This is a genomic window from Burkholderia sp. DN3021, from assembly GCF_049805555.1.
Lineage (GTDB): Bacteria > Pseudomonadota > Gammaproteobacteria > Burkholderiales > Burkholderiaceae > Burkholderia > Burkholderia pyrrocinia_C.
This window is the reverse complement of sequence record NZ_JBNCAB010000026.1, coordinates 47,905-70,596: the sequence shown is the minus strand read 5'-3', so window position 1 is coordinate 70,596 and position 22,692 is coordinate 47,905. Positions and strand designations below refer to the sequence as shown.

17 protein-coding genes, 1 tRNA gene and 2 pseudogenes are annotated in these 22,692 nt (G+C 61.1%); 12 read left to right on the top strand and 8 right to left on the bottom strand.

All coding sequences use genetic code 11. The annotated features are described in order from the left end of the window. Positions 1-4: 4 nt before the first annotated feature. The 4 genes from ACPUER_RS15590 to ACPUER_RS15575 form a co-directional block, all read right to left on the bottom strand. Positions 5-328, bottom strand: coding sequence for a DUF2288 domain-containing protein (locus ACPUER_RS15590; protein ID WP_111017361.1), 324 nt, complete (start codon positions 326-328; stop codon positions 5-7). A 72-nt stretch (positions 329-400) separates the two neighbouring features. Beyond that, positions 401-2,020 (bottom strand): acyl-CoA synthetase, encoded by a 1,620-nt coding sequence (locus ACPUER_RS15585; protein ID WP_310134879.1) that lies wholly within the window; start codon positions 2,018-2,020, stop codon positions 401-403. Between the two features lie 367 nt (positions 2,021-2,387). Continuing rightward, positions 2,388-3,089 (bottom strand): peptidoglycan DD-metalloendopeptidase family protein, encoded by a 702-nt coding sequence (locus ACPUER_RS15580; protein WP_175962444.1) that lies wholly within the window; start codon positions 3,087-3,089, stop codon positions 2,388-2,390. Positions 3,090-3,222: 133 nt separating this feature from the next. Further along, entirely contained in the window at positions 3,223-4,134 is a 912-nt protein-coding gene (locus tag ACPUER_RS15575) for an aldose epimerase (RefSeq protein ID WP_425131520.1), read from the bottom strand. Positions 4,135-4,613: 479 nt separating this feature from the next. Here ACPUER_RS15575 and ACPUER_RS15570 point away from each other — a divergent pair, with 479 nt between their 5' ends. The 5 genes and pseudogenes from ACPUER_RS15570 to ACPUER_RS15550 all read left to right on the top strand — a co-directional run bounded on the left by ACPUER_RS15570 (position 4,614) and on the right by ACPUER_RS15550 (position 8,320). After that, a complete protein-coding gene (locus ACPUER_RS15570) occupies positions 4,614-5,444 on the top strand; it encodes an undecaprenyl-diphosphate phosphatase (RefSeq protein WP_021157259.1) in 831 nt (276 codons plus the stop codon). Between the two features lie 180 nt (positions 5,445-5,624). Further along, positions 5,625-5,701: transfer RNA gene (locus ACPUER_RS15565), tRNA-Arg, on the top strand. Between the two features lie 842 nt (positions 5,702-6,543). After that, positions 6,544-6,924 (top strand): annotated as a pseudogene (locus ACPUER_RS15560) (peptidylprolyl isomerase); the annotation flags it as partial. A gap of 424 nt (positions 6,925-7,348) precedes the next feature. Further along, positions 7,349-7,726, top strand: coding sequence for a DUF3592 domain-containing protein (locus ACPUER_RS15555; RefSeq protein ID WP_310134864.1), 378 nt, complete (start codon positions 7,349-7,351; stop codon positions 7,724-7,726). A gap of 21 nt (positions 7,727-7,747) precedes the next feature. Further along, on the top strand, positions 7,748-8,320 hold the full coding sequence (locus tag ACPUER_RS15550; protein ID WP_310134856.1) for a hypothetical protein: 573 nt from the start codon (positions 7,748-7,750) through the stop codon (positions 8,318-8,320). On the opposite strand, the gene tssF is transcribed toward ACPUER_RS15550, so the two are convergent. After that, positions 8,321-10,198 (bottom strand): type VI secretion system baseplate subunit TssF, encoded by a 1,878-nt coding sequence (tssF, locus tag ACPUER_RS15545; protein WP_425131519.1) that lies wholly within the window; start codon positions 10,196-10,198, stop codon positions 8,321-8,323. 137 nt (positions 10,199-10,335) lie between these two features. On the opposite strand from tssF, the gene ACPUER_RS15540 reads away from it, so the two are divergent. Genes ACPUER_RS15540 through ACPUER_RS15510 form a run of 7 tightly spaced genes read left to right on the top strand, consistent with a single transcriptional unit; the run spans position 10,336 to position 19,107 of the window. Then, on the top strand, positions 10,336-12,471 hold the full coding sequence (locus ACPUER_RS15540; protein ID WP_425131518.1) for a type VI secretion system Vgr family protein: 2,136 nt from the start codon (positions 10,336-10,338) through the stop codon (positions 12,469-12,471). 2 nt (positions 12,472-12,473) lie between these two features. Next, complete coding sequence (locus ACPUER_RS15535; RefSeq protein WP_425131517.1) at positions 12,474-12,977, top strand: DUF6484 domain-containing protein; 504 nt, start codon at positions 12,474-12,476, stop codon at positions 12,975-12,977. A 20-nt stretch (positions 12,978-12,997) separates the two neighbouring features. Further along, complete coding sequence (locus ACPUER_RS15530) at positions 12,998-14,137, top strand: DUF2169 family type VI secretion system accessory protein (RefSeq protein ID WP_425131516.1); 1,140 nt, start codon at positions 12,998-13,000, stop codon at positions 14,135-14,137. Further along, entirely contained in the window at positions 14,134-15,210 is a 1,077-nt protein-coding gene (locus ACPUER_RS15525; protein ID WP_310134838.1) for a hypothetical protein, read from the top strand. The genes ACPUER_RS15530 and ACPUER_RS15525 overlap by 4 nt, the downstream gene beginning before the upstream one ends. Then, entirely contained in the window at positions 15,207-16,793 is a 1,587-nt protein-coding gene (locus tag ACPUER_RS15520) for a PAAR-like domain-containing protein (RefSeq protein ID WP_310134835.1), read from the top strand. Before ACPUER_RS15525 ends, ACPUER_RS15520 begins: the two co-directional genes overlap by 4 nt. Further along, positions 16,790-17,818, top strand: coding sequence for a WD40/YVTN/BNR-like repeat-containing protein (locus tag ACPUER_RS15515; protein ID WP_208457437.1), 1,029 nt, complete (start codon positions 16,790-16,792; stop codon positions 17,816-17,818). The genes ACPUER_RS15520 and ACPUER_RS15515 overlap by 4 nt, the downstream gene beginning before the upstream one ends. A 47-nt stretch (positions 17,819-17,865) precedes the next feature. Then, a complete protein-coding gene (locus ACPUER_RS15510) occupies positions 17,866-19,107 on the top strand; it encodes a HEAT repeat domain-containing protein (RefSeq protein ID WP_425131515.1) in 1,242 nt (413 codons plus the stop codon). Positions 19,108-19,127: 20 nt separating this feature from the next. Here ACPUER_RS15510 and ACPUER_RS15505 read toward each other — a convergent pair. From ACPUER_RS15505 to ACPUER_RS15495, 3 genes and pseudogenes are all read right to left on the bottom strand, one after another. Next, positions 19,128-19,490 (bottom strand): annotated as a pseudogene (locus tag ACPUER_RS15505) (transposase); the annotation flags it as partial. Positions 19,491-19,664: 174 nt separating this feature from the next. After that, positions 19,665-21,482: a glutamine--fructose-6-phosphate transaminase (isomerizing) gene (gene glmS, locus ACPUER_RS15500; protein ID WP_175963892.1), complete on the bottom strand. Its 1,818-nt coding sequence runs from the start codon at positions 21,480-21,482 to the stop codon at positions 19,665-19,667. A 47-nt stretch (positions 21,483-21,529) separates the two neighbouring features. Beyond that, positions 21,530-22,618 carry a hypothetical protein gene (locus tag ACPUER_RS15495; RefSeq protein WP_425131514.1) on the bottom strand — a complete coding sequence of 363 codons (1,089 nt, stop codon included), beginning with the start codon at positions 22,616-22,618 and terminating at the stop codon, positions 21,530-21,532. Positions 22,619-22,692 lie beyond the last annotated feature (74 nt).

Sequence of the window (22,692 nt, the reverse complement as noted above, 5' to 3'; positions counted from 1 at the left end):
CGCGTCAGGCGCGTTCCTGCACGCAAACCCATGGCGACACGACGACCGCCCACAGCTCCGGGTTGCGCGCCGCGTAGTCGGCCGCGGTTTCGGCCGGCATGCGCGCGACGAGGCCGGCAGACAGCCAGCGCGTGACCTGTTCGGCTTCGTCGCTGGCGATCGCTTCCGCGACGCTGACGAGATCGAGGTCGCGCGCGACGGACAGCAGCTTGCCCTGCGCGAAGAAGCGCTCGAGATCGCACCAGTCGATCTTGGCGGTCTCGCCGAGGAGTTTGGCGTAGAGCGGGCTGTGCGACGCGCCCGCGGCGGATTGGCGTTCAGAGGACATCGGTTTTTTGGAAAGACTGCGTGGCGCCACTATAAACCATCCGGCCGGCGGCCCGAGCGGGCGGCGGACGGCTCACGCGTCGCGCAGCGCGCGGCGCACGATCTTGCCGGTCGCGGTCATCGGCAGGCTGTCGACGAACGCGATCGCGCGCGGATACTCGTGCGCGGCGAGGCGTGTGCGCACGTGTGCCTGCAGTGCGCTGACGAGCGCATCGTCGCCGACGTGGCCGGGGTTCAGCACGACGAACGCCTTGACGATCTCGGTGCGCGTCGCGTTGGGTACGCCGACGACGGCCGCCATCCGCACCGCCGGATGCGTGAGCAGGCAGTCCTCGATCGGGCCCGGGCCGATCCTGTATCCGGCGCTCGTGATCACGTCGTCGTCGCGGCCGACGAAGCGCACGAAGCCGTCGGCGTCGATCGTGCCCGTATCGCCGGTGAGCAGGTAGTCGCCCGCGAACTTGTCGCGGGTCGCGCCGGGATTGCGCCAGTATTCGAGGAACATCACCGGGTCGGGGCGGCGCACCGCGATGCGGCCTTCGACGCCGGGCGGCAGCGGCGTGCCGTCCGCGTCGACGATCGCGACCACGTGACCGGGCACCGCCTTGCCGATCGCGCCCGGCTGCGCATCGAACAGCGCCGCGCACGACGACAGCACCATGTTGCATTCGGTCTGCCCGTAGAACTCGTTGATCGTCACACCGAGCGCGTCGCGTCCCCAGGCCGTCAGCTCGGTGCCGAGCGATTCCCCGCCGCTCGCGACCGATTTCAGCGACAGCGCGTAGCGTTCGCGCGGTGCCGCGACGGTACGCATGAGCTTCAGCGCGGTGGGCGGCAGGAATGCGTGGGTCACGCCGTGCCGTGCCATCAGCGCGAACGCCGCGTCGCCGTCGAATTTCTCGAAGCGGCGAGCGAGCACGGGCACGCCGTGATGCCAGGACGGCAGCAGCACGTCGAGCAGGCCGCCGATCCACGCCCAGTCGGCCGGCGTCCAGAACAGGCGCGCGTCGCGCGGGAAGCATTGCTGCGACATCTCGACGCCCGGCAGGTGGCCCAGCAGCACGCGATGCGCGTGCAGCGCGCCTTTCGGTTTGCCGGTCGTGCCGGACGTATAGATGATCACCGCCGGATCGTCGGCGGCCGTATCGGCCGGCACGAAGTCGGGCGTTTCGGCGGCCAGCGCCGCATCGTAGCGCAGCACGCCCGGCGCGTCGGGCGCATCGTCGCCGATGCAGTAGACGGTATGCAGTGCCGGCAGTTGCGCACGCAGCGGCGCGATTTTCGCGTAGCCGGCCGCGTCGGTGACGAGCGCGGATGCTTCGCTGTTCGCGAGCCGGTATTCGAGCGCATCGACGCCGAACAGCGTGAAGAGCGGCACCGCGATCGCGCCGAGCTTGTATGCGGCGAGATGCGCAATGGCCGTTTCGGGGCCCTGCGCGAGAAAGATGCCGATCCGGTCTCCGCGTCGCAGGCCGGCACGCACGAAGCTGTTCGCGAGCCGGTTAGAAGCATTCATCAGGTCGTCGAACGTGAGTCGAATCACGTCGCCTTGCGCGGTTTCGTGGATCAGCGCGAGGCGCCCGCTGCCGTCGGCCCATTTGTCGCAGACGTCCACGCCGATGTTGTAGCGAGCCGGAACGGCCCAGCCGAAGCGGGAGAGCAGGTCGTCGTAGCGGTCGGCGGCGGGCAGCATCGCGGGTCTCCTGGGTGTCGAACGTGGCGTCGGGCGAACGGATTACATCAGGGTTTCATGCAGACGAATCGACAATGGTGACTGCTGATAGGGAATGTTCGGACTCGTCCAATAGCCACGGCTCAGTGCACGATTCCACAATGACGCATAAGATCACGACACAACAGTGATAGGACCATGGATTTGCTTCTGATTGCTGCGGGGTTCAGCCTGATCGGAATCGGCGTGCTGGTGGCATTTGCCCGTCACGTCGATCCGCTGTCCGGCCGGTTTACCGGCCGTCTGCGCAAGCGCTGATTCAACCTTCCCGATTTTGCCCGAGACGGCACGCGATGCACACCGGCATCGCGCGCCGGCTGTCGCGCGCTCAGCGCGCGGGCAGGTAGCGTGACGGATCGATCGAGCGGCCGCCGTAGCGCAACTCGAAATGCAGCGCGACGCGATCGCTGTCGCTGTTGCCCATTTCCGCGATCGACTGCCCCTGCGTGACCGACTGGCCTTCCTTCACCAGCAGCGCGCGGTTGTGCGCGTATGCGGTGAGGTAATCGGCGTTGTGCTTCAGGATGATCAGGTTGCCGTAGCCGCGCAGCCCGTTACCCGCATAGACCACGACGCCCGGCGCGGCCGCGATCACCGGCGTGCCCGGCGAGTTCGCGATGTCGATACCCTTGGATTTCGAGCCGTCGAACGTGCGGACCACATTGCCGGCCGCCGGCCAGACCAGCGAAATGCTCGTGGCCGGCTTGACGGCCGATTCGACCGGCGCGGAAGGCGCGGGGCGGGCGCGGCCCGCGCTGCCGGTGCCGGTGGTCGACGGCGTCGATGCGGTGGTCGTGCCGGGCGGCGGCGCGACGCGCAGCACTTGGCCGACTTCGATCGCATCGGGGTTCGCCATCTGGTTCCAGCGCACGATGTTCTGCACCGACGTGCGGTTGTCGCGCGCGATCTTGTAGAGCGTATCGCCGCGCTCGACGCGATAGAACCCGGGGCCGACAGGCGCGGAGCCGCACGCGACGAGCAGGGCGGCGCAGGCGGCTGCGAAGAGTCGCTTCGTTGTTGTTCCGAACATTGAACCTCGCAAGACCCTGCCGCGCACGACGCGGCAGGCAACACAAAACGTCCGATTTTAACGGGTTCGACCCGCGCACCGCAGTTTGGGGCCTTGGTCGAGGTCATCGCGCGCCGTTTCGGCGCGCCCGTTGTCAGCCTGCGAGCGGGATCACGCGAATTCGCAGCGTGGCCGTTTCGATCGCGCCGGGCGCGAGCATGCGCAGCCCGAGGCCGTTGTGGATCGCATCCGGCAGGCCGAGCCACGGCTCGACGCAGTAGAAGTCCGAATCCGGCTTTTCGGTCCAGGTCGTGACCGCGTACCACGGGATCGAGCCCGGCACGTCGAGCGCGATCTCGATCGTGCGGCGGCGGCCCGGCATCACGATGCGCACCGGCGCGGACGGCTCGCCGTCGAGGCAGTGGAAGCGATCGAGGATGTTCGGATCGTCGAGGCTGTAGCGTGCTTCACCGGGTTCGAGCGGGCTAATCGAGCCGTCTGTGCGTTGCTGGCAGATGCGAGTCGGCGGCAACTCGAGTGTCGTGTCGGCACGTTCGCCGTGCGGCAATTCGAAATAGAAGTGGTGGCCCGCGTAGTAGGGCAGCGGCGTATCGCCGCGATTGGTCGTCGTGAGCGCGACTTCGAGCGTATGCGCGTCGGCCAGCCGGTAGGTCGTTTCGAACCGGAAATCGAACGGGTAGCTCGCCCGCAGCGCGTCGTTCGCGTCGAGCGTCATCGACAAGGCGGCGCCGTCGGCCGATGGGTGCGCGGCGAACGGCAGGTCGCGCGCGAAGCCGTGCATCGGCAGGTCGCGGACCACGCCGGCGGCGTCGCGCCAGCGGCCGAGTTCACCGTCGACGCGGTGGCGACCGAGGAACGGGAACAGCAGCGGATTGCCGCCGCGCACGCGCGCGAGGTTGCTCCAGTCGGCCGTTTCCGGCCAGAAGATGACCGGTTCGCCGTCGACGTGCCATGACAGCAGGCGGCCGCCGAATTGCGGGGCGACCCGGACGAGCGACGGGCCGGCGTGAAGTTCGTGAATGTCGTGTTGCTGGAAGATCGGCATGGCGAATCGGGTTGGGCGGGTGGACGGGACACGGCGCGCTCCATTATCGGGCCGCGGCAGGTCGGGGAAAACCCTTCTCGGGAAATTGCGAGTTTTTAACACTGGCAACGGTCTGGATAATGCCTCTAAACCGGTGATGTTGCCGGGTCATGACACTTCGTGGAGGGGGCCATGGATCTGGCAATGGCAATGGGTATCGCCCTGTTCGGCATGTTCACCGGCAGCACGGTATTATTTTTCTATCAGCTCGGCCGCTGACGGCAATTCCTGCCGAAGTCGAAAGGCCCGCCATGCAAATGGCGGGCTTTTTGCTTTCTGTGCGCTTACAAATTGCAAGCGTTTGTGTGCATTGCCGCAATATCCGGCCAAATGCCTTGGCGCAGTAATCCTGGCTCGGCATAATCGGGGCGCGTTTTTTCGGACGCGCATTGCGTCGTCCGTCTTTCTTCCCGCTTAATCTCGACTAAAAGGACCGACGCGTGAGTCTCTGGTTTCTGGTATTCCTGAGCGTCCTGCAGGGCGTCACCGAACTCTTCCCCGTCAGCAGCCTTGGCCATACGCTGCTCGTGCCGGCGCTGTTCGGCATGCATATCGACAAGCACGCACCGCAACTGCTGCCGTTCCTCGTCGCGCTCCACCTCGGCACCGCGCTGGCGCTGCTGTGGTACTTCCGTGCGCGCTGGATCGCGCTGATCGGCGGCTTCTTCGCGCAGCTCGGCGGCCGTAAGAACGACGACGGGCACCTGATGTGGGCGCTGATCATCGGTACGATCCCGACCGGCATCGTCGGGCTGCTCCTCGAGAAGCGCATCGAACGCGTGTTTCACGACCTGCGGATCGTCGCGATCGCGCTGATCGTGAATGGCGTGCTGCTGTGGCTCGGCGATCGCATCCAGCGCAGCCGCGCGCATCAGGCGCCCGAGAAGATGACGTTCAAGCAGGCGTTCTTCGTGGGTCTCGCGCAGATCGGCGCGCTGATTCCGGGCTTCTCGCGCAGCGGGCTGACGATGATCGCCGGTAATGCCGCCGGGTTGACGGCCGAGAAGGCGGCGGAGTTCTCGTTCCTGCTCGGCACGCCGATCATCTTCGCGGCGGGCGTGCTCGAACTGCCGAAGCTGTTCCATGCGCGCGACCAGCTCGCCGATGCGCTGCTCGGCGGCGTGCTGACGGCGATCGCCGCGTACTTGAGCGTGCGGTTCCTGATGCGCTATTTCGAAGGGCGCGGCCGGCTGGCTTCGTTCGGCGTGTATTGCGTGATCGCCGGCGTGTTCTGTCTCGGCTGGTTCATGCTGCATCCGCAGCCGGTTTGATGCCGCGATGATCGGTCTCGCGTGATGTGACGCGATGATCGGGTATAATTTCGGGCTCGGTTTCATGCCGGGCCCGTTTTGTTTCGAGGGCTTGAGTGTTGGGTGGTGGTGTTGCTGCCCCCGTTGCTCAAAGCCTCGTGCCAAATGCAGTCCGCGTCAGGCCGTGTCTTTTCTCCTCGACCGCCCTTAGCTCAGTTGGATAGAGCAACGGCCTTCTAAGCCGTAGGTCACACGTTCGAATCGTGTAGGGCGGGCCAGTAAAATCAAGTGCTTACCTCCGCTCTCTCGCTGCATCAGCCATCAATCAGTCGTCCATGTAACCGTGGTGTAACCAGATTTGGTCAATTCATCACGAGGCTCGTCGTGTCGCGGTCGCTTCGCCGCCCAGTGTCAGATTGCCCGCTGCCTCCCCAACTCCGATAATGCTTTCGAGTAATAGAAAGAGCCGGGGGCAGACGTGAGCAGCAACGATAGTGGAAGCAGCGCCTTGGGCGTCATCGTCATTGCGGCCGCAGTCGCATGGGGAGCGACTAAGGGCTGGTTTTACCAGACGGGGCAGGAATGGTTTGATACCTATTGAGCGTCAATCAATACCAAAGCTCCGACGACGGCGGCAGAGGCAACGGCATGGGCTCAGTGCGAACCACAGACCAAGAAAGCCCTGTTTGACGCCGGATATGTATTCGGCGGGAATCCGGAATATGCTGCGACACCAGAGTTGAAGGCGCTGGAGGCTTCGTGTCCGAGCAATTGGGCAGACGTTCCAATGTCCGGCGTGCATGTGCTGGCGATTGACCTGCTACAAAAGGACGGCGGCCCACAATGGCTCGATAAATTTCTACCGCCGGACAGGATGATTGTACGGACGTTCGATAAGCGCTGGCCCAACTGCAACACGGTGCGCGCTTCCAATGGATTTCCGAAGATTGTCCAGAAGGGAGGTGGGTTCGACTGGGCCGCTCCATGCCAGCCTTGCGAGGCAGAAAAGGCGAGCATGGGCAAATAGGCGCGAGCTGTGACCTTGCACGCTTCTCTGCCATGCGACGTCGGAAAGCTTGGAGCCCCTACATGACTCTTCTCTAACGTCGGAGAGGTCGGCACCGTCGTGAGCGAACTGAAGGCAGGGAAGTCGTTTGAAGGTCTGGCTCGCCAGTACAGCATCGCGCCGAGCCGCGATAGCGGTGGGGAGTTGCCTTGGGTGAGCTTCACGACGCCGGCGACGAAGGGCAAGACATCCGGATTGCCGGTCGTGATCGCCTAGGCGCTTGAGAAGCTGCCGGTCGGTGCCGTTACGCCCGATTCGATCCCGGTCGACGGCGCGCGCGTTATCGTGAAGCTCGACGCCAAGCGACCGACGCAGGTGCCGGCATTCAATCAGGCGCAGGCCGCGATCCGCCAGCAACTCGAGGCGCTCGCGCTGGAAAAGGCGAGTGCGCAGTTTGTTGGCGGCCTGTTGAAGAGTGCGACGATTCAGCAATAGAACGTTGCACGGCCGAGGCAAGATGCGGCATATGAATGCGAGGTAAAGGCCGTGACCTCAGGTTGACTATTCTCTCGCCAGCTTGTCTTTGATGTCGACGGAGACACACATTATCGGGTGGGGAATGTGCTCGCGGCCACCGATGGCTCGCCACGCCGAATACGATCCGACGCGGCCACTGGTGCGCGCGCTGCTATTTCATCGGCATCACGACGACCGACAAGACGTGCCAAAAGCGGCGGCACGAAACCACACGGAAATGAAGGGCGAGGTGCGGACGTAGCGGACCGGCTAAACGCGATCCGAAATCGGTAACCGTCCGTCCGGCGCGTCGGCGGCCGGTGTCCGGCAATGCGCTAAAATCGCGCACAGACCCGCAACTGAAGGGGTGCCGCATGTCGAATAACAGAAATCGAGAGGGCTCATGTTCAAGGCAATTGCAGGCATTGCGATCGGGGTCGTTTTTCTCGTGATCGCGGCTGTCATCGGGTGGTCCACGCGAGGGTTCCTGCAGACTGCGATCGCTGTGCCTGGCGAGGTGGTCAGCCTCAACGCCGGTGGCAGCCACCCGCAGATCGAGTTCGTGACGAAAACAGGCGAACGCGTGTCTTACCCGCAAGGCGGGATGATCTACGGTACCAAGGTGGGCGACAAGGTTACCGTCCTGTATCAGCCGGAGGCGCCCGCCCGCACTGCCACGATCGACCGGTTCGGTGCCGTGTGGAACTGGACGTTGATGGCCACGATTTTCGGCATCGGATTCATCTTCTTCGCGGCGATGAATCTTCCGTCAAAAAAATAACAACCTCTGAGAGGATTGGCCGTGTCAATTCTGAGACCAAGCAACTGGAGCTATAAGACGGGAGCGACGGGCGGCGTCAGCATCGAATTCGTCGTCGCGTCCGGCGGCACGATCGTTCTCGCCGACCCCGGTGGAACCGAAACCGATTTTTACTACGGCGGCGTAGGTGTGGGCATCGGTTTCGGCCTTCGTCTCCCGAAGATCAAGCTCCCGAGATTTTCCCTGCCGGAGATCAAGATACCCAAGATAGCCGGGCACGAGGTCGGAGGGGCCGGCTCTCTCAAATCGTTCGATAGTGCGGGGCTCATCTACATGGCGCCGGCGTTTAGTGGGACCGAGTTGACCAAGAGCGATTTCCGGGGCGCTACGGTGTACCTCGATGGGGGTGTGGGCATCGGCTACGGCAAGGCTGGCTCGGCGATGATCCTGGGGATCAATTCGGCGCAGCTTGCCCTTGGCCTGTCGAATCCGGCGATGACGTGGCTCGCCGAGATCGCGATTGCGCACGCCCCTGCGATTTTGCTGATGGGCGGCACGACGGTTGGCCTGCAAGCGGGCGCCGGCGCTGGCATTCTGGTCGGCTATCTGCATTGACTAGATCAACGGCCGCGTTCCGGATTGCGCCGGGCAGCGGTGCAGTTCGTGTCCGGTTTGCGACGAACGGATGATGAGCTGTACATAGCTGTTCGTCGGCGCGTACGGGGCGAAAAGCAGATCCAGCATTCGTGCGAACAGGTGCATCGTGACATCGCGCAACATGCTTTCATCGAGCGACACGATGATCTCGACACCACGCACGAACGACGGGAAATGACCGTCGAGCGACATCCACTTCCTCGCAGGTTGGTAGTCCAGCCCGGCGATCGCGTCGATGCTGCGTTGAGCGACGACGCTTGCGCGCGGTGCGTGCAGCCGCAAGAAATCCTTGAATGCCTTCAGGCCAGTCTGCGTCAGATCGAACGGATGCAACGACATGCCCGCCACGACTCGCCACAACGCATCGTGCCCACGCGCAAGCGCGCTCGGCAGAGTCGGCCGCGTGAGCAACCGAATGGGGCAAGCCAGCGCGGCGCCTTCATGAACGAGGTCGCTGTCCGGCGCGCCGACCGGTAGCCGCGAAGGTAGTTCTCCATTGGTGGCCGTGACGTCGACATCAGTTTGCGGGTGCTTCACCCGGGCGGTGTTACCTTCCAGCCCGACGAGCGACAGTAGCAGCGGGGCACGTGCATTGCCTGCCGCTGCATGCGGATCCCGGAACGCAGTCCAGTAAGCAATTACAGGATTAGGTTTCCGGCCATGGCTGAACGCGTGGTACGGCAGCACGGTCGTGCGTGAAGCCGCAGCGGAGGAAGGCATTCCCTTTTCGAGTTCGGACTGCGTCCGATCACCCAGATGAACGGCGTCGATCGAGTACACGTCGAGCGGCGTGCCGGTCTCCAGCGGCTCGGGCGTCACGGGGTGCGCCCGATCGGTGGTCGTCAGCTGGATGGGCGTGGCGTCTCGCTTGAACAGATTGACGACCGGCGTGCAAAAAAGTTTGAACGACGTGACGTCCAGGTCGTGCAGTGCCTGGGCGGCAGCCGATCCCGCTGGCACGTCGCGAATGGCAAGGTGCAACGTCATTTGTCGCGCCTCCGGCGCACGCGAAGCGCGGCGCATTCGCCCCAGGTCGATGTCGACGAAATCGAACTTCTCGGGGAACGCGAAAGACTCGATCAGGGTTTGGCATGCGTCCGACGTGCTGGTGGATTCTTTCGGCAACAGCCGTTCGTTCTCGTCGAAGCCAACCGATTCGATCGGGATCTTTGATAATGCCGCCCACCGGCCGCTCTGATCGACCTCGACAAACGCCGCGCTTGCACGCAGCTGCAGCGCGTCGGCAAGCGCGGCGACGCGGGCGCGGTCACCCGCCAGGTGAATACGAACCGCGCCAGACGGGATCGCGCCATCGAACGTCTCGGTCGGCGTTGCGCTTTCGAACGCGATCGAAAGGATGGCGGAGACGTTGGCCGGAAGCCGGACAGCCGCGGGGACCATCGTGGCCGGGGCAAAACGTGCGGAGTGAATCCGCAGCGGCGCCAGCGTGACATCGTAGGTGGTTTGAAACCGGCACGGTGCCGCATTCGCATCGAGCAACGTACCGCGCTGCATCGTGAAGGGCACCGTAAGTTGGCCGAACAGGTTGGTCGGATCGAACTGGGCGATCGCGCAGGCGGGCACGGTGCGCAGGTACTGCGGGTAAAGAATTTCGAGTAGCGATTCGGTGAACTCGGGGTAGGTGTCCTCGAGCTTCGCGTCGACACGGGCGGCCAGCAGCGCGAATGTCTGGATCATCCGGTCGACATGCAGATCGCCCTGGCCATTGGCGATGCCCAGTCGGGCGCCAATCTTCGGATAGCGTCGGGCAAATTCGGCAACGCCACGCAACAGCAGACCGATCTCGTATTCGTAATGGGGCAGAAGATTATCCATTCACCTTCCGTGCGGCTCCGTCCCCATATTCCAGGTACAGAAACGAAACGCAAAACTTGATCCTTCCCGGGGCACGCAGTTTAATATCCGTCGACGAATAATATCCTGCCGTTCCGATGCGGGGTTCCGAGGGCGCCATGCAACTGTTAGATATTCCAAGCTTTTTTGGGCTACAGAGCAACCGTTTGTTCACCATCCAGACGCCAATGAAAGGACGGTCTGATCTGGTGCTCGTCGATTTTCAGGGTACTGAGGGTTTATCTCAGAATTTCGAGTTCTACGTTCGACTTGCTTCTCAAGATTCGAATATCGAACTGAAAAAGCTGATCGGCCAACCTGTAACGATTACGTTGCAGTTGACCGATGCATTGGCGAGTTCGGAAGAGCGGTACTTCCACGGGTACGTGGCCAACTTCTCGCACCTCGACCATGACGGCAGCTTTACGCTCTACAGTGCGACCATCGTGCCTTGGCTGTGGATGCTTTCGCGCAGCCGGGACATTCGGATTTTTCAGGAAGAGAATACCGAAGCAATTCTTTCGAAAGTCTTTCGCGAATACGGGAAGATTGCGTCGTTCGAGTTCCGGTTGTCGAAGGCGACGAAGAATCGCAGCTACTGTACGCAGTATCGGGAGACGGACCTTGAATTCGTCGAGCGTCTGATGCAGGAGGACGGGCTGTTTTTCTTCTTCGAGCACGCGAAGGACGATCACAAGCTCATCATTACGGATAACTCGGTTGCCGCGAAGCCGATCGGCGGCCGCAGTCCAGTGCTGCAGTACACGAAGGGCGAGGCGCTCGACAATCTGGCGGTGATCACCACGTTTCAGGCGAGCCGCCAGCTCGAGTCCACGCACGTCGGATTGAAGACCTTCGATTACAAGGTGCCGCACGCGCGCAGGTATGTGTCTGGAGGCACGGAAGTCGATCAGGGCGACGTGCCATCGTACGAAGTCTACGACTACCTCGGGGAGCATGGTTTTCCCGATAGTGATCGTGGCGAGGCGTTGACGCGTTTCCGGACGCAGGCGCTTGCCGCGCACAGTAAGATTTTCATCGGTACGAGCACGAGCCGGCGGTTGTCGCCTTGCCTGTATTTCGAGCTCGACGATCACTACGACCACGGCAGCACCAAGCCTGAAGATCGCCAGTTCCTGCTGACCACGGTGACGCATAGCGGCACGAACAATTACCAGGCTGGAGAAGGTGCCGCGACCTATCAGTGCAGCTTCACCTGCATCCGCAAGAAGATCCCGTATCGTCCGGCGTTCACCGTCGAGCGGCCGTCGATCATCGGGCCGCAAACTGCGGTCGTCGTTGGGCCCGAGGGCGAGGAGATCTACACGGACAACCTGGGCCGCGTGAAGGTGCAGTTCCACTGGGATCGTCTGGGCAAGCGCGATCAGGGGAGTTCGTGCTGGGTGCGCGTTGGGCAGCCGTGGGCCGCCAGCGGATTCGGGATGATTCAGATACCGCGGATCGGTAACGAGGTGGTCGTAATTTTCCTCGATGGGAATCCGGACCGCCCCCTGATCATCTCAAGCGTTTACAACTCGGCAAACATGCCGCCGTGGGGTTTGCCGGCGAACGCGACGCAGAGCGGGATTCTCACACGCTCGACCAAGACCGGGAACGTGAACACGGCCAACGCAATCCGCTTCGAGGACAAGAAGGGCGCCGAAGAGGTGTGGCTGCACGCCGAGAAGGATCAGCGAATCGAGGTCGAGCACGACGAGTCACATTGGGTCGGCAACGATCGCACGAAGAATATAGACCACGACGAAACGGTGCATGTTGGTCATGACCGAACCGAGACGGTCGACAACAACGAGACCATCACGATCGGCGTGGACCGAACCGAACGAGTTGGTAGCAACGAGACCCTGACGGTCGGAGGTAACCGAAATGAGACGATCGAAGGTTTGCAGAATCTTCTGATCGCGCTCGCTTCAACCGAGACGATCGGACTCGCCAAGGCACTGACGATAGGCGCCGGTTACAACGTAGCGGTCGGCGGTGCAATGAATACGGTCGTCGGGCTCGCACAGGCCGAAGAGATTGGCCTCTCCAAGACGACGCTGGTTGGAAAAACCTGGACCATTACTGCTGGAGATCGATTGGAAATCAAGGTTGGCAAAGCGCACCTTGTGATGGAGAGCGATGGCACGATCTCCATCAACGGACACGAGATCAATGTCGGGAGCACCGGCGAGCAGCACTATAAGGCTGACGGCGAAATCAACATGAAGGGCAAGAAAATTCTCGGGAACTGATTATGAACACTCGTCTACCTGATTCCCTCCGTGTCGAGATCGAGGGCGCGCTGTCCGAAAGTGTATCGAAGTCATCGTCAACGAAGCCGGACGATCTGCGATTTGGGGTAGCGCTTGCACGAATTCGTCGCATCAGAGAGGACGGTCGAGTTCAGATCAGTTTCCTCACGATTGATCTGCAGGACGCATGGGCGCAGTGCTTGTCCCTGCTCGACGAAACTTCAGCAGATCGCACTTGCGCTGTGCAGTTCGTTGGCGGCGACACGACGCAGCCGATCGTTATGGGCTTGTTGCTAGAGCCGACCTTGAGCGATAAAGACGAAAGCGCTGCTGCGATGGTCGGCGAACGGATCGTCATCGAAGCACAACAAGAGATCGAGCTTCGCTGCGGCAATGCACGGATTTTATTGACGCGCGACGGTATTGTTCAGATCCGCGGCACATATGTCACCAGCCACGCGAGTGCGACGCAGCGCATTCGAGGTGGATCGGTCCAACTCAACTGACGCGACGAGGAGACGTCGCAGTGGACATCGTGAATGGAAGCAAGTACTCCTCGGTCGAGGTCTCTACTGCCCTCGATGTCGAGGGGCGTGAGCATCTGATCATCGTTGCGAAGGGCACATATGGCATACCCGCTAATGATGGCGCGGCTAAGCCGATCGAAAGCCAACCGTTCGTTATGGCTGACGTCTACGCTGGTGAACCAGGTCTATCGGCGTCACTCTACGAAGCGGACTTCGTGTTGCGCAAACAGCGGTGCGACGTGCTGTTTAACGCCAACGCCTACGCGTCTGATCGTAGTCCCGTGACGCAATTGGATGTTCGAGTTCAAGTCGGTGCAATGAACAAGACGTTGCGCGTCTTTGGCGATCGTCTCTGGGAAAAGCGGTTGACTGGAATTAGGCCGGGCAAGCCTGCGCCGATCACGCGTGTGCCGCTGCATTATGGGAGGGCCTACGGCGGGGTTCAGATTGTCGAGGGCGATAGTGGAAGACAATCGTTCACGCATCGGGAAAATCCGATAGGCATCGGGTACGGGCCATCGAGTAAAGAGATGGTCGGCGTTTCAATGCCGAATCTCGAATCTGCTGACGACCCGATTCAATCTCCGAAGAAGATTTATCAGCCTCGTGCACTGTCAGCAATCAGCCGATCCGATCCGAAGCGAACTACATATGCAGGAACATACGATGAGCGATGGCGCCGTGACGTATTCCCGTTCTTGCCTGAGGATTTTGACGACCGCTACTATCAGTGTGCACCAGAGGACCAACAAATCGAATTTCCTCGGGGCGGTGAGATCGTGGAACTGCTCAATCTGATGCAGGGTAGACCGCACGTTCGCTTCAAGCTCCCGAATCTGGGTCAGATGCCGGTTCGAATTCTGGGAACTGACTATCAGGTGCACGAACCAGAAGTGCATGTCGATACGCTTTATTTCGAACCAGACGAAGAACGCTTCAGCGTCGTCTGGCGGACCAGCATTCCACTTCAACGCCGGATTCAGGAGATTGATACGGTAGCCGTCGGACCAATCTGCAAAAACTGGTGGATGGCGAAGATTGGGGGGGCAGCTGGATGTACCGGGTGTGGAGGTAAGCGCAGCACAAAATCGGCACCTGACGACTGCGAAGATGAGATCACGTTGGTCGAAAAATTATGACGCCTCTTGCGATTCAAAAGATCGGAATGTGCTGTGCAGTCGGCCATTCATCGCTATCAGCCTGTGCTGCGATACGCGCGAACATCAATCACTTCCGGGAGACCCGCTTCGTCGGCTTTGATGGCGAGCCGATTGTAGGTGCTTATTTGGACGGAATCGAAGAGTGGGGGCCCGCCCGACTGGCTAAGATGTTTCACGCTGTTGTCGAAGAATGCCGCACCAGTTCTGGCGTGAGCTGGTCACCGGAAACGACGGCACTGTTCCTACTGGTGCCCGAGCCAAGCCGCCCCGGAACCGATGACGACTGGCCCGATGAGATCCTGACCTCTTGTGCTGAGGAAACCGGCCTGACTTTTAACCGACAATCGAGAATCTTGCGGGCCGGAAAGGCAGGAATTGGAGAAGCCCTCTTGCGCGCGCATTCGTTGCTAGACGAGCAGCGTGTTGGACATGTGATGGTCTTAGGCATAGACAGCTACCTGCATACGGACGTTGTCGTCCAGCATCTCGAGGGTGAGCGAATTCTCTCAACTGAAAACCGCGACGGGTACATTCCCGGAGAGGGGGCGGGCGCAGTTTTGTTAGGTCTCGACGATGGAGCACCGGGGCGGCTGCTAATTACCGGCGTCGGATGCGCAGAGGAGAACGCCCGGATTAGCCAGTCAGAGAAGCCAATTCGTGGTTTAGGACTCAAGAGAGCGATCCGCGATGCAAGTCAAATGAGTGGTTTCGCGGTGAGCGAGTGCGCTTTCCATATGAGCGACATCAGCGGTGAGTCATACTACTTCAAAGAAGCGTCGCTAGCCATCGCAGGTAGCCTGGAAACGAAGGTGGAAAGTTTCCCTCACTACACTCCGGCGAGCAGCATTGGAGAAACAGGTGCTGCTGTTGGGCCGTTGTTGCTCGCTTATCTAAGTGCAGTTGCCGGTCGCTGGGATAGTCCCGGCCGTCGAGGCCTTCTTCACTTCAGCAATGACGACGGACGGCGGGCCGCCGTCATGGTCGAATATCGGCCGGAACCCTTCCACAAGAAAAATGATGCGAGCTTTGTGGCTTCAGGGGTAGGACGATGAGCACGAACGTATATGTGAACAATCGCGAGGCCTGCTCGAAAGCTGCCAAGGGCAAGTCCACGGCAGCGTTTCCAGACCCGTGTTGGAGTCCACCGAATCCGCCTGCAGGGCCGATCGTTGTACCGTATCCAAACACGGCATACGCGAAAGATCTCGCAAACGGGACGAGCACGGTATTTATCTGTGGCTCGATGGTTGCGCAGGCCGACACTTCGTATTTTGCGACGAGTATCGGCGACCAGGGGGCAACCGAATCGTTGCCGAAAGGCGTTGCGACTGGTGCGATCGAAGGCAAGGCGTATTTCATCTCGTGGTCCCATGATGTGATGTTCGAGGGTAAAGGGGTTCCTCGACATGAGGATCTGATGACGCACAACCACGCATCAGATCCGGGGAACACGCCACCTCACATTTACATGGACAGCGATGCGATTCGCCGCGATTGTTCTGGCGAGCTCAAGAAGGTTCAGGACGCTTGCAAACCGGCTGGCGACGACAAGGTGCCCAAGCACGCAGTCTTGAATAAATTCCTGAGCCCGAAAACCCTCCAAAAACTTGATCAGCTCGAAGGCGACATCAAAAAGAAGCTCGAGAGCAATAGCAACACCGCTTGGATGGAGCACTGCACTGGGCTTTGGATTAAGCCCAGCGGCGGCGTCAAGGATGTGATCGACAAGTTCAACAGCCTGCTGAAGGACATGACGTCCGACTTCAAGGAAACCGTGAAGAACATGTTGACCCCCTTGGTCGACAAGGTAAAAGCTGAGGTCGAGCAAAAGGTCGGCCAAGCAGCCGCGAAGCGCGGAGCAGAACTCGGGGAGCGGGCGCTGACGCGGTGGGGCGTAGGCGCTGTCGCGGGTGGCGGTATCTTCGATGAGGTAACTGAAATTGGCGCGACAGCATTGAATGCGTATGACTGGGCGAGCACCGCCTATCAGGGTTACCAGCTCAGCAAAGAGGCTTACAAAGCCGTCCAGGAAATCGGCGACATCAAGGATATGGTTGGACAGGCTTCGAAGGAACTCGAAGCGCTTGCTGTTGATGCAGCCAAGATGTCACCGACGCAGGCCATGGCCACAGGCATGGGCGTTCTGTCGCGTTTCAACGCCTGCACGCGAGCGCGCCGCTGTATCCTTGTCACCTATGACGAGACTAAGGCACCGAAGAACCTAAATGGGAAAGGATGTTGCCCAGGACAAACGGGCCACCATATTCTCCCTGATGAAATGACGAAAGGCGGTCGCTGCCCGGGATACGACAAGAACTCGGCGCCGACGGTCTGCGTGGAAGGTACGAACAACAATAACGGTTCCCACGGCCTGATCCATAAGGCGATGGCCATCATGATCAAGGACCATACTTCTGGGTTATTCGGCAGCAACACACTATCGTATGAAAAGGCGCGAGACTACGGCATTAGAAGCATTCGAGATACTTTTCCTGAGTCTCAGTGCAGCAGGAAGTGCCTGAAGACCCAGTTGGACTCGTACTATCGAAGTAAATGCAACCAAGACCTGCCTGCGGTTTCGGGAAGCTCCGGTGGTGGCGGGCAGGACGATAGCGCAACGGATACCGAAAAATGAACACTCAAGGAAGCGGTATGATCACGGACCGGGAGTACAAGAACAGTCTGCACGGGTACTACGTTACCGACTGTGTCGTCCGGAACCGAGATTACTTTCATTTTGCTGTGCGAAATGAGACTGAAGGAGAGGACGCCAGTCCCCTGTCGGAAGAGAAAGTATCGAAGAAGATTGTCGGGTTCTATCTCGATGAGCCGCTCGACAAACGAATGGGGTCACGTGGCCTGACCGGGTTCGGTATGCTGCATGTCGGTGCGGCCAAACTGGCATCCGGGAAAGACCAAGTTGTTGCCGTGGATGCCGGCGGACAAGTATACGCAAGCGGGGGCGGACGGTCCGAAGTCGAGGCCGCGATTCCGGTCAGTAAGCAAGGACCTCGCCGCGGAGGGATCCGACGCGTCCGCATGATCGGTGGCAGGCTCTACGCCGTCGGTGGATATAACACCGCATGCGTTCGGGCGGATGTCAACGACTGGACCTCTTTGTGCCTCAATCTGCCGATCCCTGATCCTGACAACGTCGACGCCGTCGAAGATGGAAGCTTCGCGGATATCGATGGATTTTCACACGATGATCTCTACGCTGTGGGTGGTCGCGGCAATGCATGGCGCTTCAACGGTTCGAAATGGAAGCGCGTGCCGCTCCCGACCAACATGCTTCTGACGTCCGTCTGCTGTACACCGGGTGGGGATGTGTACATTGGGGCGCAGTCGGGAACGCTTTTTAAAGGTCGAGAAGATACTTGGGTCATGATTCACCGCGGCGATATGACGTTGCCGTTCAAGGACATTGTGTGGCACGCAGACCAGCTTTGGTGCACATCCGATTACGGTGTGTGGAACGTCATCGACGACAAGGTCGTCGAAGTCGAGCTGCCAGCCGAAATCAAGATATCTGCCGGTAATTTATCGGTCGCGGATGGAATGATGCTGATGGCTGGTGTACATGGCGCGGCGTATCACGACGGAAATGAGTGGCGGCTGATCTTCAACCGCTTCGAGATGGATGAACGGGCCACTCGATAATGACGGTTTCTATGGTTGCAGGCTCTCCTGTTATACGACCACTGCTGATGCGGCACGCGCAGGATGCCGCGTTCTACTGGAGCCAGAGCGACAGCAGCTTATGTTCGCCGACAGTGTCGATCACGAAATTGGCATCGTTTCATAGTCTGCTTGAGGCAAACCTCGATGGGCTACGTGTGGCGGGCGACGCCGGAATGCTGATGGCGCGCAGAGAGCTTGATCGCTGGAAATCCCACGGCGACGCGTTCGTATACGGAGTGCTCTCGTTCGAGAAATACGCCGACAGCCAGTTTGAACCTGCGTGGGATTTGCTCGACGAGCATGCCGAGTCGACTGTACACGGATTCAGTTGCGCGATCTCATGGGCATCGCGTAAGGCTGTCTTTGCCCGACTCGAGCAATGGAAGGCAGCTGCGCACTCGCTTCCATTGGCGCTGTCGATAATCGCTCGGCGGGAGCTTGCTTTGCCGACCGCCTCACCGGACGTGGCTCGATACTTCGATCATGAGTCGCATTGGGTGCGGGTCGCTGCCTGCCATCTCGCGGCGGAACTCCCCGCAGCATCTGCTCGAGATTTCCTTCTTCGTGCACTCGATGACGATGACCTAGATGTCCAAATCGCCGCTGCTGACGGTTTAATGACGTTTGGACGTGACACGCGAGTGAAGCGACGGCTTGTCGACATAGTCCGGCGATGTAAGCCGCTGGCTGAGGAACAGCGCGGTTTGGCGAAGCAAATCGCACTTGCAAGACTGGACCGACTAGCCAGATACCTCGGGCATGCGGTGAGCTATGGCGACCATGAGGCTCAAGAAGTATTTGAAATGCTTCCTGCTGAACTGAAAATGCCGTTTGTCGCTCATCACGGTGATCCGGCGTTTGTCGACGATCTTATCGCCCAGTTAGCGACGAACGGATTGTCTGACGCTGCATTTCAGGCGATGCATTTAATTACTGGCATCGATCTTGATGACAGCGAGTTTCTGATTAGAACGACATCGACGCACGACGAGGATACTGTGCTGCAGCAGCATGATTCGGTGCGATTGCAACCGGACCATGGCGCAATTACTTCCTGGTGGAATAAAAATCGGGCTCACTTCAAGAGCGGAACTCCGTGGTTGGTAGGATCGTCCGCTGTGAACCCCGATCATGTTGGCCGGATTTTCCGCTCGGGTACGCAGTTGCAACGCTTTGCAGCTCAAATGCACGCGTTTTCGCATAATATCTTGATTTCCAGATTGGACATCCGAACACCGATATGGCGTCAGCCGGGGAATTTTGCATAGTACTACCGACGTAGATCAAAGTATCCGGTGAAGCGGCGCTCGTGCTTGGGAATCAGGATTGGTTCGACGCTGCCGTCGTGATCACGGGGAACGTCGACTCGGACCGGGCCACGATCGGTGATGACCGTTTTACCGCTGGCGCCGTTGCGCTCGTTGGCTTGGCCGGCCGGCTTAGGTTGACCCGGCGGGTAGCCCAGATGCAGATTCATCTCGGCGCCCATCGCACGTTCGATGACCGCCTTGTTGAACGCCAACATCAGGTCCTGCACCTCGGCCGGCGTCATCGGCCCCTTGACCAACTGGTCCAGCAGTTCCTGTGGCAGTTTAGGCAGCGGCCCGCGGGCCGCTGCCCGACGCGCTACAGGTTGCCGTTTCTTCTTCATTGGCATATCCATGACCTTTACCCCTCGTGATATGCCCGCCCACGAAATGACGGATAGGTCCAACTCGACTTGTTCGGCCATCTAAGTCGTACGTCACACGCTCGAATCGTGCAGGGCGGGCCAGTCAGATCCCTTGAAGACCATCGCGGTCCCGCCCCGTGTTACACAACCCCATCACTCCACCGTCACCGATTTCGCCAGGTTCCTCGGCTTGTCGATATCCGCCCCACGCAAACACGCCGCGTGATACGCAAGCAACTGCAACGGCACCACATGAAGAATCGGCGACAACAGCCCGTAGTAATCCGGCATCCTCAACACCGACACACCCTCGCTGTTGTCGATCCGCGTATCGGCATCGGCGAACACATAAAGCTGCCCGCCGCGCGCCCTCACTTCCTGCATGTTCGACTTCAGCTTCTCGAGCAGCGCATCGTTCGGCGCGATCGTCGCGACGGGCATCGTATGGGTGACGAGCGCCAGCGGCCCGTGCTTCAGCTCGCCCGCGGGATACGCTTCCGCGTGGATATACGAAATCTCCTTCAGCTTCAGCGCGCCCTCGAGCGCGATCGGGTAATGCAGCCCACGCCCGAGAAACAGCGCATTCTCGTGCTGCGCGAATTCCGCCGCCCAGCGCTCGATCTGCGGCTCCAGCCTGAGCACGTCGTCGAGCGCATCGGGCAGCCGCCGCAACTGCATGGTGTAGCGTGCGAGCTGCGCGTCGTCGACATAACCTCGCAGCCGCCCGAGCGTCACGGCGAGAATGAACAGCGCGACGAGCTGCGTCGTGAACGCCTTGGTCGACGCGACGCCGATTTCCGGGCCGGCCCGCGTCAGGAACCGCAGGCCCGTCTGACGCATCATTGCGCTGGTCGGCACGTTGCAGATCGCCAGCGTGTCGATATGGCCGAGCGCCTGCGCGTACTTGAGCGCGGCGAGCGTGTCGGCGGTCTCGCCGGATTGCGACACGCTCACGACCAGCGTGTTCGGTGTGGCGAGCGCGTCGCTGTAACGGTATTCGCTCGCGATTTCGACCTGCGCGGGCACGCGCGCGATCGTTTCGAGCCAGCGGCGCGCGGTCAGGCCGGAATAGTGACTCGTGCCGCACGCGAGAATCAGCACGTTGTCGATCTGCCCGAACGCCCGCGCGGCGTCAGGGCCGAATACGGCCGGATCGAACAGCCCCGCATCCGGGATGGTCGCGGCCACCGCCTGCGGCTGTTCGAAAATCTCCTTCTGCATGAAATGCCGGTACGACCCGAGTTCGACCACGCCTTGCGCGGAGGAAACGGTTTGTATCGCGCGCTCGACCGGCGCGCCGCTGCGATCGAGCACGCGCACGCCGCCTGCCGTCAACTCGACGACGTCGCCTTCCTCGAGAAAAATGAAGCGGTCGGTGATGCCGGCGAGCGCGAGCGCGTCGGACGCGAGAAAGCACTCGCCGTCCTTCACGCCGACGACGAGCGGGGAGCCGGCCCGCGCGCCGATCAGCCGCTGCGGCTCGTGTTTGCTGAACACCGCGATCGCATAGGCGCCGTGAAGCTGCGACGTCGCATCGCGCACGGCGGCGAGCAGGTCGCCGCGATACTTGCTGTGGATCAGGTGAGCGACGACCTCGGTGTCGGTCTGGCCGTCGAACTCGTAGTGCTTGTCGGAAAGTTGCTTGCGCAACGTTTCGTGGTTCTCGATGATGCCGTTGTGTACGAGCGCGATTTCGTCGCGCGAGAAAATCGGATGCGCGTTGCAGGTTGCCGGTGCGCCATGCGTCGCCCAGCGGGTGTGCGCGATGCCGGTGCTGCCGGTCAGGCCGGTGCTGCGCACGTGTGCGTCGAGATCGGCGACGCGCGACATGCTGCGTTCGCGGCGCGCCTGGCCGTCGACGACCGTTGCGACGCCGCATGAATCGTAGCCGCGATATTCGAGGCGACGCAAACCTTCAATCAGAATCGGGACGATGTCCCGTTGCGCGACCGCGCCGACGATGCCACACATTACACGTCTCCTTCCCTTTTGATCATCATGGACCGCGCACCCTTGCATCAGTGCGACGCGGTTGCCGTTGCCGCCGCCGTCGTGAATCCGCATTGAGCAGGTGTGACGGGCTCCGCCATCCGGCTTTCGAAGGCCAGATAAAGCGATTCCTCCAGTACGTTCCAGTGCGCACCGTGACGGTACGGGCCGGATCGCGCATGCCAGCAGGCGACCGTGCTCCAGTCGTTCATCTTGAACGCGACCAGTGCGATCAAGCCCCACGGATAATCGGTGCCGGCGAGTTGCTGCCACGTCCTGCCGTACTTCCTCATCCATTGCACATAAATCGTCTCGCTCGATTGTTCGGGAACCTGAATATCTGAAAGGAGCGGGAAGATCTGCGCGACTTTCGCCGGATAAAAGCTCGTACCGCCGACTCGCTGCGTGCTTGCGCGAAAACCGGATTGAGTGCCGAGCCAGAACACCTTCAGGATCGCCGACGCGAGCTGGTCGGCGCGCTGGCTCCACGGGCCCGCGTGCATGTAGTCGGCGCGCCGGGCGTAGTACGCCGCGAGCGCCCGGAACGCGCTGTGTACCTCGACGTTGTCCATCAGCAGCGCGACGTGCTGCGACGACGAGATCTGATAGACGCCGGCAGGCTTGTCGAGCAGGGTGTCCAGATGCGCGCCTGCGCGGCTCAGGCTGAGTTCCCATGCAGCGGGCATGCCGTCGGGCGGTGCGAAACGGGCGAGCAGTTCGATCCAGGTCGCCATCATCGCGTCGTCGGTGTCCGCTTCGGCGCACGGGCTGTACTGGCTGTTCTGCACACAGTAGCGATCGAAGCCGCCGTCCGGACGCTGACGCGGCAACAGCCAGGCGATCCATGCGAGTGCGGCCTGATGCGCGTCGAGTCGCGCATCGGAGGCGGCGAGCAGCGCCTTCGCCGCAAAATAAGGATCGATGCCGGCGCCGTTCAGGCGTACGGTGATCGCTCCGTCGGGGCGTTGGTACAGCCCGTTGAGCAGGAGCTCGGCGGCGCTCGCGTGCAGCGCGAAGCCGCACGCGGCGACACAGCAGGCGACGTGCCACAGGCGGCGCAGCCGGGCGGCGGCCGTCACGCATGCGCGTGCAGCCGGGAAAAGCGCGGGCCGGTTCATGATCGGGGGCTCCTGCGCGGTGGTCCTTCGCAATCGTCGCCGGGTGCGGCGTTGGCCGCGTCGCGCCCGGCGAG